This window comes from Clostridium sp. CM027 (genome assembly GCF_024730565.1).
Taxonomy (GTDB): Bacteria; Bacillota; Clostridia; order Clostridiales; family Clostridiaceae; genus Clostridium_AD; species Clostridium_AD estertheticum_B.
On sequence record NZ_CP077725.1, the window covers coordinates 972,767 to 987,003 of the forward strand.

3 protein-coding genes are annotated in these 14,237 nt (G+C 29.0%); all 3 read right to left on the reverse strand.

Going from position 1 to position 14,237, the window contains the following annotated elements; translation table 11 throughout:
• Positions 1-228: 228 nt before the first annotated feature.
• Positions 229-6,228 carry a non-ribosomal peptide synthetase gene (locus KTC92_RS04820; protein ID WP_258280694.1) on the reverse strand — a complete coding sequence of 2,000 codons (6,000 nt, stop codon included), beginning with the start codon at positions 6,226-6,228 and terminating at the stop codon, positions 229-231.
• Complete coding sequence (locus KTC92_RS04825; protein WP_216304041.1) at positions 6,225-9,413, reverse strand: non-ribosomal peptide synthetase; 3,189 nt, start codon at positions 9,411-9,413, stop codon at positions 6,225-6,227. Before KTC92_RS04825 ends, KTC92_RS04820 begins: the two co-directional genes overlap by 4 nt.
• A gap of 101 nt (positions 9,414-9,514) precedes the next feature.
• Positions 9,515-14,071 (reverse strand): non-ribosomal peptide synthetase, encoded by a 4,557-nt coding sequence (locus tag KTC92_RS04830; RefSeq protein WP_258280695.1) that lies wholly within the window; start codon positions 14,069-14,071, stop codon positions 9,515-9,517.
• Between the last annotated feature and the right edge of the window lie 166 nt (positions 14,072-14,237).

Below are 14,237 nucleotides of genomic sequence, written 5' to 3' on the forward strand. Positions count from 1 at the left end.
CCATTACTCTTTATATTATTTTTATCATGAGAAAATACCACTTTTATTTTTTAGTGGTATTTCCTCGTGAATTAACTAATTGATTCATGCTTTATTTTCACCACGATGATATATGGTAGCACAAGAGTATCGCACAATAACATAACGGTAACTAATTTATGACCATAAACTGTTTTACCTTTTAAATGAGAATGGTGGAATCCACATTTTTCATTTGAAGTTTAAATGTTATCCCTCACTAAATTTAGTCTCTAATATGTTGAATTCATCTTGTAAGATTTTTTCTAAATTATTAATGCATTTCTTATAAATAGGAAATGATATAACTAGATAGTTTGAATAACAATTAACAAAAATTTCTGTTGCCCTTCTTATCTTATCTAAACTTAACATTTTTTGTACTATATCATATGTTAATTCAAAAATACCATGATAATTGATTGACAAAACAGATGCAGTTAATAAATAAAAATCTTGCTGTTGCCTGTTAAAAAGTTCTAAATAATTAATATTTTCATCTTTTTTAATATTTTGAACTTTTTCTACGTATTTTTGCATATCGCATTTAATTGCATCTTGTGAGCAATCTATTAATATTGGTAATATATCTAAAAATTCACCCATTGTATTGGTATAATTTCTCTCCTTACCTCTTCTATCTTCTTGTAAAATAAACATTGGTATAATAGTTTTATCTAGTGAGATTAATTGATTCTCCCTTGCTACAATTCTCAATACATGAGTTAATAAATTCCATGGCTTTTCTTTTAAAACCTTCAACGATTTTGGTCCCATTTTTATTGTTAAAAGTATTGATTTTTCGAGATTATTATCTATATTACCTCGAACATATTCATTAACATTTTCTATAAAATCTTCAATTTTTAATTCTGCCATATATCCAATATTTTTTGTAAATCCATTACAATTTTTAATCTCTTCAATATAATTTTTATACGTTGTTTTAATTAATGTTTCAGTTGAATTAGATTTAATTAAATCATTTAACCTATCATTTAAAATTTGTGTACTGGCTTTATCCCATCCACTATGATGTGCTATAATATGGAGTTTATGACATACTTCCGACTCTCTAGTAATCACCATTCTAATCAAATTATTTCGACCATCACAGTTACCTTCTCCATTTTTCATTCCGTAAATATCTTTATGAATGGTAGTGATATATTCATAGGAACTGTATCTTAAGTCAACATATGGAACATACCATGAAGTATCATATTTATGTTCGGAAATAATATATTCTCTATCACACTTCTCATATGAACTTCTTAATACACTTTGTTCTTGAACAACTAATTTAACTGCTTCCATAATTTTATCTTGGGTATAAATTCCATTAACTGTTATCACTTCTTCTATTATAGTGCCCGTTGCTTCAAGAAAAGATTTTTGCATACAAGAAGCTATATATTGGTCTATAATTTTGTTATTCAAATTATTATTAAAGTTCTTTAATTCAATCTGTGAAAAATCTTTATTGCTTAAAGAGTTATTATCGCTACACATCTCTCTAAACATCTTTTCATCCATTATGCTTTGTGAGAGTTGATGTTTTCTCATATTAATACAGTAATGTGGCATATGTTTTATTGACAATTTTTCAGTTATTGTGTTAATAATTTCATTTCTGATTTTTTGATCCATGTTTTCTACAAATAATATAGAATATGCTTGCTTATCTACACTAATAACCTTAAGAATACTATCAACACTAAATCTTGACCAAATAAACTGATTCATATCGAAATTATTGTAACTATTATTCATTTCTAGTCCATTTACTTCTATACTCTCTCTTTTTCTTACCTTTACACAGTGCCCTATTATATCAAGTAATTGTTTTTCATACTGTCTTTTGAAATCTTCTATGAAACATTTACTGAATCTCTCCTTATCAAAATTGATAAGGAGATTAAGTTCTTTGTTAATAATAGCACCATTAACTGAAATAGGTGTTCCAAATCTATTTTTTTCTGATATCTCTTGTCCACAAGAGATATTGCTTAATAAAAAATCCTCAGTATTATTTTCCTGTCCAAATTCCCCTAAATAATTAAATGTGATATCAGGCTCTATTCCCTCCAGCACATCATCTCCTAATACTTTTAGCACTCCATATCCAATTCCATGATTAGGAATTTTTCTTAGAGTCTCTTTTATTTTACATATGTCCTTTACTATTGTTTCTCCGATTTCATTTATTGCTACAGGATAAACGCTTGTAAACCATCCTACAGTTCTGTCAATTGCCATGGAGAACCCTATTGGCTCTCTTCCATGCCCTTCAACGCTTACAGACACACTCTTAATTCCTGTAACTTTATTAACTGCTCTAAATAATGCTGTTAAAAGCAAATCGTTAATTTCTGTCCCATAAGCTCGTCCCGCTTTATATAGTAAATCATTTGTTTGTTCACTAGTTAAATGAACAGTAACATCATTTATTCCATGTTCGACTTCATTTACTGTAAATCCCATCTTACTCTCTTTAACCTTTTGTTCAATATCTTTCCAATAAACAATCTCTTTCTTCAAATCATTGCTCTCTCTATATCTTCTTAATGTCTCACTCCATTTCTTGAATGAAACAGTTTTTGCTGGAAGTATAATTTCTTTTTTCTCTTTTGATGCTAAATATCCTCTGCTTAAGTCTTCTAAAATGATTCGCCACGACACTCCATCTACCACTAAATGATGAATGGAAATGAATAAATAGTCTTTGTATTCTGTACAGAATACTCCTACTTTCATTAATGGTCCAGTTGAAATATTAATACTCGATTGTATTTCATTTGCACTTTCATCTATTTTTCTGTATAATATTTCTTCTTCTTTAATATCAGAAAAATCATAATACTTAAAGTTATACAAGCTACCTTCAGAATTTGACCTTATTGTTAGTTCATCATCTTTGTACACTGCTCTAAGTATATCATGATGCTCTACAATTGCTGTGAGTGCCTTTTTAAGACTTTCTTGCTTTATTCTTTCTTTACTTTCAAGAATAAAGGATTGATTAAAATGATTTGGAACTTCAAGCTTATTTGTAAAGATGTCTATTTGTATTGGTGTTAACCCAACTTTACCTACTATTTCTGATTGTTCTGCATTACTTATTTCTACTTTACTAATTCCTGTACGAATTGCTCGAATAGTTCTATCTCTCATAATATTTCTTATACCTATCTCATAACCGTATTCTCGCAGTTTCGATATCATACGAATGGCTTTAATTGAGTCTCCCCCTAATTCAAAGAAACTGTCATCAATTCCTACTTTTTTTACTCCTAATACTTCAGACCATACCTTTACCATTTTCTCTTCTATTTCATTTCTTGGTACTGCATATTCTACTCCTGTACTTATTTCTCCATCTGGCTCTGGCAGTGCTTTTCTATCTATCTTTCCATTTGGTGTTAGTGGTATCTTCTCTATCTGTATAAAATACGCCGGTATCATGTAGTCTGGTAGTTCTTTTGACAAACTTTCTCTTAATTCTGCTACTGTCATTTCTTTTTTTAATACTATATATGCACATAAGTATTTATTCCCTTTTTTGTCTTCTCTATCTACTACTACTGCTTCTTTTATATTTTCTTGCCTTAATAACTGATTTTCTATTTCACCAAGTTCTATTCTAAATCCTCTTATTTTCACCTGATGATCTCTTCTACCTAAAAATTCAATATATCCTTCTTTACGAAATCTCCCCCAATCTCCAGTACTATACAATTTACCAAACTCAGGATGATTAATAAACGCATTTTTCGTCTTTTCTATATCATTCATATACCCTTTTGCTAATCCAATTCCTCCAATATATAACTTTCCAGGGATTCCAAATGGACATAACTTCATTTCTTTATTTAACACATAGAAACTTTGATTAGATAAAGGCATTCCATATGGAATGCTATTCCATCCGATTTTAACTTCCGTAACCGGATAATAGATAGACCAAATAGAAGCTTCTGTTGCACCACCTAAACTTATTATGGCTGCATTTGGAAAATATTTTTTTATTTTTCCAGGCAATTTTAAAGGAATCCAATCTCCACTTAACATTACTAGTCTCAAATTTTCATTTTTAAATGGCTCTGTTATACTTTCTATTAACATATCCATAATAGCAGGAACTGAGTTCCATATAGTTATACTTTTATCCTTTAATACCTCAATAATTTTATTTACATCTCGTTGATCTTTAATTTGCACAAGCTTTGCTCCTGTACTCAAAGCCCCAAAGATATCATATACTGATAGATCAAAACACACAGAAGAAAGTCCTATGATTTTATCATTTTCTTTTACTGCAAATTTACTATTTATATCCTGTATTGTATTTAACACTGCCTCATGCGTAATTACAACACCTTTAGGTTTTCCAGTACTTCCTGAGGTATAGATTATATAAGCTAAATCTTGGGGTATATTTACTTTCCCCAAATTCTCTTTATCAGTATTATAGATTTCAGTATTATCTATGTCTATTATTTCTACCTCGATGTTAAATAGATCCATATATGCTGACTTTGTAATAAGTATAGAAGACTTACTGTTTTCCAATATGTATTTTATTCTCTCTTGTGGATAACTTGGTTCTATTGGTAAATAGGCTCCTCCAGCTTTTAAAATTGCAAGTATTCCTACTATCATCTCCGGGGAACTCTCTATCATTATTCCTACTACACTGTCTGGTTTAACGCCTTTTTCCCTCAATATTCTTGCTAAACTATTGGCTTTCTCATTTAGTTCTCTATAAGTTAGCTTCTCATCTTCAAATACTACTGCTATATTATCTGGCGTTTTTTCAACCTGTTCCTCAAACAATTCATATATTGTTTTATCTTTTTGATATTCTGCCTTCGTATTGTTAAAATCTACTAGTATCTTTATCTTTTCTTCTTCTGAAAGCATCTCTATCTCTGATATCTTTATTTCTGGATTCTCTGATACTTCTTTTAATATATTTATAAAGTGTTGTATTACTCTTTCTATTGTTTCTCTCTTAAACAACTTTGTGCAGTATTCTATGTTGAATGATATTTCTCCTTTTGCTTCTATTGCTGATAATGTAATATCAAACTTAGACATTTTATATTCAAAGCTATATGGTTTGAATTTTAAGCTATCAATATCTATACCGTAAACATCAGTATTCTGTAATACAAACATAGCATCAAATAGTGCATTTCTACTTAAATCTTTTCTTATATCTAACTTTTTTACTAATTCATCAAATTGATAATCTTGATTTTCGTATGCATTTAATGCATTTTTCTTTACATCCTGCAAAAAATCTTTAAAGGTTTTATCTGCTTTTGGATAGTTCCTCATTGCAAGAGTATTTACAAACACGCCTACTATTTTTTGTAAATCGGCATGTGGTCTTCCCTCTATTGGTGAGCCTACTATTATATCTTCTTGTCCACTATATCTTGATAGCAGTATATTGTATGTTGACAATAATGTCATATACAATGTTGTTCCATTATCCATTCCTATTTTCTTTGCCTTTTCTGTTATATATTTATCAATCTTAAATCCTATACTTTCTCCTTCGAAGCTTTTCATTGTAGGTCTTTTATAATCTGTTGGCATGTCTAATACAGGTATTTTCTTCTTAAATACATTTTTCCAATACTCTTCTTGGTTTTTCATATTTTCTGAGCTTAAAGCTTCATTTTGCCATGCTGAATAGTCTTTATATTGTATTTTTAATTTTTTTAATTCTTCTCCTTTGTAAAGCTTTGAGAATTCTTCTATAATAATTCCTATAGATGTACCATCTGATATTATATGATGCATATCTATCATTAATATATGTTTTTCTTCTTCTATTTTTATTAGTTTCACTCTTAATAAAGGTGCTTTTGATAGATCAAATGGTTTTATAAAGCTTTTTACTATTATTTTTATTGTTTCTTCTTCTTCTTTCTTTAATTCTATGTATTCTAAATAAAATTCTACCTCTTTGTGTATTTTTTGTACTATTTCTTTATCTCTTAATTCAAAAGAAGTTCTAAATGCTTCATGCCTTTCAACAAGCTTTCTAAATGTTTCTTCTACTTTTTCTTTTTCTAAATTTCCTTCTACTACCATTACTGATGGCATATTGTAGCTTGTTTTTTCTTTTTCAAACTGATTTAATGTAAATAACCTCTTTTGTGCTGAAGATGCTTTTATTCTAAATATCAAACTCATAGTACTTCCTTCTCCCATTTTTCTTCTACCACTTTTATTGATGAGTATATGCTTTCCTTTGATTTGCTTATATATTCTCCTATCTGTCTTATAGTTGTATTACTAAATACCTCACCTACAGGCACTTCTACATTTAGCTCTTTATGTATCATTGACACTACCTGTATAGCCTTTAGTGAATGTCCTCCTAATACAAAAAAATTATCATCAATACCTATTCCTTCTACTCCTAGTACTTCACTCCATACCTTTACTAGCTTCTCTTCTGTCTCATTTGTTGCTGATGCATACTCTACTCCTGTGTTTATTTCTCCATCCGGCTCTGGTAATGCTTTCCTATCTATCTTTCCATTTGGTGTTAGTGGCATCCTCTCTATTTGCATAAAATATGCTGGAATCATGTACTCTGGTAATTCTTTTTTCAACCCTTCTCTTAATTCTGCTACCGTCATTTCTTCATCACATGCTATATACGCACATAAGTATTTATTTCCTTGATTATCTTGTCTATCTACTACTACTGCCTCTTTTATATTTTTCTGCTTTAATAACTGATTCTCTATTTCACCAAGTTCTATTCTAAAGCCTCTTATTTTTACTTGATTATCTGTTCTTCCTATAAATTCTATATTTCCATCAGGTAGCCATCTTGCAAAATCTTCTGTGTGATACATTTTAGTACCTAATTTAAATGGATTTCCTACGAACTTTTCATCTGTCAATTCTTGTTTATTTATATATCCTCTTGATACCCCATCTCCACTTATGAATAACTCTCCTACTACTCCTACCTGAACTATTTTTAAATATTTATTTAAAATATAAATATTAGTATTTCCTACACTTCTTCCTATTAGTACATTTCTATTTTGAGGCTCATTTTTAGTTACCTTATAAAAAGTTGAACATATAGTTGTTTCAGTAGGTCCATAACCATTTACTATCTCTAAGTCTTTATTTAGAGTATAAAATTTATTTAATGTCTCGCCTCTTATTGCTTCAACACCAACCAGTAATTTCCTTAGCTTTACCTTTCTCTTATTCATCTTTAAATTTTCATAGACTTCTAATAACAGAGACGGTGGAATATACGTAAACGTTATTTGATTATTAACTATTAATTTTGCTATTTCAATAGGATCAAAGGTCTTTTGTTTATGATTAATAACTAAAGTTGCTCCACTGATTAATGACACAAAGAACTCGCATACACTTACATCAAACACATAGTTTGTTAATGATAAAATCCTATCATTTGAATTAAATCCCTTATCAAATTGTTTAGCTAAGGAATGTATAAAGTTATTAAGGTTAAAATGCTCTATCATCGCCCCCTTAGGTTCACCAGTTGTACCTGAAGTATATATAATATACGCTAAATTACTTGATTGATTTACTTTCTCTAGATTACTTAAATTACCTTTAAATAAATATTTATCAACTAAATCTATAACTTCTCCATCAAACTCTATGTTATCTACTAATCTTTCTGCGCTTAATAATACTTTGACTTCACTATCCATTAGCATATACTCAATTCTTTCCTTTGGATGGCTTAGATCTATAGGTAGATATGCTCCCCCCGCTTTTAATATTCCCATTATCCCTATCATCATCTCCAGAGATCTTTCCACCATTATTCCTACTATAGAATCTGGCTCTACGCCCTTTTCTCTCAATATTCTTGCTAAACTATTTGCTTTCTCATTTAGTTCTCTATAAGTTAGCTTTTTATCTTCAAGTACTACTGCTATATTATCTGGTGATTTTTCTACCTGTTCTTCGAACAATTCATGAATTGTTTTATCCTTTGGATACTCTGCTTTTGTATCATTGAACTCTACTAATATTTTTGTCTTTTCCTCTTCTGAAAGCATATCTATTTCTGATATCTTTATTTCTGGATTCTCTGATACCTCTTTTATGACATGTTTTATATGACCTGCTATCATATTTACATACTTATCATCATAAATAGATGCATTATAATTTAATTTTATAAATATTTCATCAGTCATTCCAATTATAATATTAAAATTATAATTAGTTTGTTCAACAACTTCATCCATTTGTATTTTAAAATCTAATTTTTTATTATGTTCAATCACTGGATAATTTTCAAATACCATTATATTATCTATTAATTTTTGTTTTATACTTGTATTTGATTGTACTTCTGCTAATGGCACATACTCATACTTTTTAGACTTAACATTAGCATCTTGTACTTCTTTTAATAATCCTATAAACCCCTTGTCTGTGCTACTTTTTATTCGTACTGGAACAGTATTTATAAACAACCCTGCCATATTTTCAATTCCATCAATTTCAGCCGGTCTACCTGATACTATGGCTCCAAACACAACATCATTTACATTATTATATCTTTGAAGTAATATTCCCCATATAGTTTGAAACACTGTGTTTACAGTTGCTTTATTCTTTCTTGCTATATTTTCTAACTTGTTTGTTGTTTCTTTATCTATAATAAATTTTATATCACTGTTTATGTACTTAACCTCTTTAACGGACTTAGCTAATTGTGAAATCTGCGCTTGTTGTTCGTAGTCTTCTAAGTATTTCTCCCAATATAAAAGAGCTTCTTTTTTATCTTGCTTTTCTAACCATTTTATATAATTACTGTACTCGTTTACTTTTTTAAATTTTATAGGCCTATTTTCCTTAAGCGCACTATATATATACATAAGCTCATTAAATATAATTGGAATACTCCATCCATCTAAAATTATGTGATGAAAACTTAATATAAAAATATACTTTTCTTCATCTGTTTTAATTATCGAAGCTCTTATTGAAATTTCCCTTGACAAGTTAAATCCTTTAACTGTATCCTTTTCTTTAAATTCCTTTATGAATATTACTTTCTCACTACTTCTTAAGGACGATATATCTTCAAAGCATATTTTTATTTTGGCTTTTTTTAGTACAATCTGTAAAGGTCTTTTTTTATCTTCATATATAAATAAGGTTCTTAAAACATCATATCTTTCAATGAGTTTATTTATACTTATTTCAAATAATTCCACTTCTAAGCTTCCAATTATTTTAGAAGATGATTGTTCAAAATATGCATTTTTATCATTACCCAATAATTTATGAAATAGCATACCTTCTTGCATTGGAGATAAGGGATATATATTTTTTATCATTTCATTATTACTCACTATTTATCATCTCCCATTTTTAATATATACCTTGCTTCAGTCTAACTGAAACACGAAGCAAGATATATTAGTAGTAATTTCAAATTGCACTTCAATAGAGATCAGATTTCATTAAATAAACTTCCAATTGTTAACTTTATATCTTGAAGTTCTTCAATAGAAACTTCTTTATAGTCCAAGTCACTTGGTGTCATTTCCGTCTCTTCTTTTTCAACACAATATTTAATAATATCTAGTAGTGCTTCTTTATAATTTTTAACAAGTTCTATAATTGTGCTCTCATCATACTCATCTTTATTATATTCAAAGTTTAAACACAATTCTCCCTTTACTACCATGCCATTTATGTCTATATCATATAAACGTTGACATTCCTTACCTATAGCATCTCCTGTAGGAATAAATGATGCATTAAACATTTCTTGGTTTACATCATTATCAAATTGGCCTAAATAATTAAAGCTTATTTGAGGGTTTTGTTTAAATTCTAAATCTTTTATATACTCATTAAGTGTTACATATTTTAATATATTGTATCCTACTCCCTTATTGGGAATTCTCCTTATACCATCCTTTGTTGATTTTATATAGTAATTTATATCCTCAGATTTTTCACAATCTAAAATTACAGGATAAGATGATGTAAACCATCCTATTGTTCTTGTTATATTCATATTAGGTATTATTTCTTCTCTTCCATGCCCTTCAATACTTACTAAAACTTTATTTTCACCTGTCCAATTTTTTATTGATAATCCTAGTGCAGCTAATAAAATATCATTTATTTCTGTATTATAAGCTCTATTTGTATCTGTTAATAGCTTATCTGTCTCTTCTTTTGATATTTTCATTTGTACCTTCTTAGAACTATACCAATTATTACTTGTAGTTTGATGATCTTTAGGAAGTTTTATTACTTCAGTATCTTCGACATTTTTCCAATACTCTATTTCCTCTAATAGTTTATTACTCTTAGCGTATTTTTGAATATTCTCTGACCATTCCTTAAATGAATGTGTTTTTATAGGTAGTTCTATTTTTTCTTTATTTACAGCACATCTATATCCTGCCGAAAAATCTTCAAGTAAAACTCTCCACGAAATACCATCCACTACTAAATGATGTATTACTATTAACAAATGATCTCCATCTTTAGTTTTAAACAACCCTAACTTTACAAGAGGTCCATCAATTAGATTTATACTTGACTGTATCTTTGTTGCCTGTTCTTCCATTTCTGCTTGATATGATTCTTTATTACCCAAATCCATAACTGATAAATCAAATAATTTATCTTCTACTCTCCTGTTGTACTGAATTAGCTTATTTTCTTCTTTTCTAATAACTATCCTTAATGCATCATGATGTTCAACTATTTTCGAAAATACCTTATCTATAATTTTTTCATCAAAACACTCTTTTGAGTACATCATAAATGCTTGGTTCCAATGATGCATATTGGTAAATTCCTGTTTAAAAAACCACCTTTGTATAGCAGTTAGTTCTACTTCTCCTTGTATAACTTTTTGATTTATTTGTTTATCCTCTTGCTTAGCATTTATACTTAATTCTCTTATTGTTGGATTTGCAAACAACTCACTAACTGTTATCTTCAAATTATATCTGCTTAAACGAGCGCAGACCTGTATAGCCTTAATTGAATCTCCCCCTAATTCAAAGAAACTGTCATCAATTCCTACTTTTTTTACTCCTAATACTTCAGACCATACCTTTACCATTTTCTCTTCTATTTCATTTCTTGGTACTGCATATTCTACTCCTGTACTTATTTCTCCATCTGGCTCTGGCAGTGCTTTTCTATCTATCTTTCCATTTGGTGTTAGTGGTATCTTCTCTATCTGTATAAAATACGCCGGTATCATGTAGTCTGGTAGTTCTTTTGACAAACTTTCTCTTAATTCTGCTACTGTCATTTCTTTTTTTAATACTATATATGCACATAAGTATTTATTCCCTTTTTTGTCTTCTCTATCTACTACTACTGCTTCTTTTATATTTTCTTGCCTTAATAACTGATTTTCTATTTCACCAAGTTCTATTCTAAATCCTCTTATTTTCACCTGATGATCTCTTCTACCTAAAAATTCAATATATCCTTCTTTACGAAATCTCCCCCAATCTCCAGTACTATACAATTTACCCAACTCAGGATGATTAATAAACGCATTTTTCGTCTTTTCTATATCATTCATATACCCTTTTGCTAATCCAACTCCTCCAATATATAACTTTCCAGGGATTCCAAATGGACATAACTTCATTTCTTTGTTTAACACATAGAAACTTTGATTAGATAAAGGCATTCCATATGGAATGCTATTCCATTCGATTTTAACTTCCGTAACCGGATAATAGATAGACCAAATAGAAGCTTCTGTTGCACCACCTAAACTTATTATTGCTGCATTTGGAAAATATTTTTTTATTTTTCCAGGCAATTTTAAAGGAATCCAATCTCCACTTAACATTACTAGTCTCAAATTTTCATTTTTAAATGGCTCTGTTATACTTTCTATTAACATATCCATAATAGCAGGAACTGAGTTCCATATAGTTATACTTTTATCCTTTAATACCTCAATAATTTTATTTACATCTCGTTGATCTTTAATTTGCACAAGCTTTGCTCCTGTACTCAAAGCCCCAAAGATATCATATACTGATAGATCAAAACACACAGAAGAAAGTCCTATGATTTTATCATTTTCTTTTACTGCAAATTTACTATTTATATCCTGTATTGTATTTAACACTGCCTCATGCGTAATTACAACACCTTTAGGTTTTCCAGTACTCCCTGATGTATAGATTATATAAGCTAAATCTTGGGGTATATTTACTTTCCCCAAATTCTCTTTATCAGTATTATAGATTTCAGTATTATCCATGTCTATTATTTCTACCTCAATGTTAAATAGATCCATATATGCTGACTTTGTAATAAGTATAGAAGACTTACTGTTTTCCAATATGTATTTTATTCTCTCTTGTGGGTAACTTGGTTCTATTGGTAAATAGGCTCCTCCAGCTTTTAAAATTGCAAGTATTCCTACTATCATCTCCGGGGAACTCTCTATCATTATTCCTACTACACTGTCTGGTTTAACGCCTTTTTCCCTCAATATTCTTGCTAAACTATTGGCTTTCTCATTTAGTTCTCTATAAGTTAGCTTCTCATCTTCAAATACTACTGCTATATTATCTGGCGTTTTTTCAACCTGTTCCTCAAACAATTCATATATTGTCTTATATTTTTGATATTCTGCCTTTGTATCGTTAAAATCACATAATATATGATGTTTTTCTTGTTCTGTAATTATTTCAATATCATTAATACTTTTTTCATCACTATCTATAATATGTTTAATTAAATATTGGATATGTGTAATTACATCTTTTATAGGCATAAATTTTTTAAATACTTCAATATTATAGTCAAAGTTAATCTCAACATCTTTACACTCGTCAAACTCTCGTATAAATACGCTCATGGAATTTCTTTCATGATGATTACTTAACGTTTTTATATCCGTTTTTGCCCCATTAAAATTTGCTGCGTAATTATGATGTTCATAGGATAAAGTTATATCAAATAAGCCGTCTTTTCTTTCTTTATAAATGCTACCGCAAATTTCACCAAAAGAAAGTTTTTGATGTCTGTAACACTCTCCTAATTCCATCCTTATTTCATTTATCATATATGAAAATGTCTTTTCTTTTATTATAGCTATCTTTAATGGTATAACATTGGCAAAATGTCCTACTATTTGCTTATTGCTAGCTTTTGTTCTGTTTAATATGGGAACTCCTATTACTACCTCTTCTTTATTGCAAACCTCTCCGAAATATACAGCTAATATACCAAGAAAAAAGTGAAATACGGAACATTTTCTTTTGTTAGAAAATTCAATTATTTCATCATACACTTTTCTTTCTATTACTAGGCTTTCTCTATTACTAACTATACCTCCATTACTATTCACACCCTTAGTAAATAGAGCTTCTGGAATATGTTTGAATTTATCCTTCCAAAACATTTTGTTTTTTAAATATGTATCTGATTCTTGGTATCTTTTATTTTCTTTTATAAATTCTAAATAGGAATACTTTTCTAACTTGCTTTTTGTCTCAGTTATATTGTTATAATTATTAACTGTCTCTTTAAATATTAGTGAAAATCCCCATCCATCTGATACTATATGATGCGATTCCATAAAGTAGAAATACTTATTATTATTTACTTTAATAAGAACAAATCGAAATAAATTCTCACCATTATCAAAAATAAATGGTTTTAAAAATTCCTTTTGCATCCAATTCAAAGAAAATTTCTCCGCATATTGTTTTATGGAAAAATCATAAAACGGTACCTCATATTTCAATTCTTTTAATATTTTCTGCGAAGGTTGTCCATCATTTTCAAATATTCTAATTCTTAAGCTATCATTGTCTTCAATTAGCTTTTGTACCGATTTTTGAAACATTTGGTATTCGATAGGACCATTAATATTTGCATAACCACCAATATTATATATTGGTTTATCTTTATATAAGCATTGTTCAACCCATACATCTTTTTGATATAAACTTAACGGATAAATTTGTATTTCTTCTTCATTTAATTGTTTTTTTACCATTTTTATACCACCTATTCTTCTTATTCAGTGATTAACCACTCCTTCTATGAACTACAATATGCTGCTTGCTCATTGCACTCCATACTAAATAATAGTTTTGTAAGACATGTTAATTCTCTTTCATACATAGGGCATTACTTTATAATAATCATTTTACACAGATGTA

Bases quoted from the DNA above. Each gene is read 5' to 3' on its own strand.
- KTC92_RS04820 (WP_258280694.1), bottom strand. From the start codon at position 6,228: ATGAGTTTGATATTTAGAATAAAAGCATCTTCAGCACAAAAGAGGTTA.
- KTC92_RS04830 (WP_258280695.1), bottom strand. From the start codon at position 14,071: ATGGTAAAAAAACAATTAAATGAAGAAGAAATACAAATTTATCCGTTA.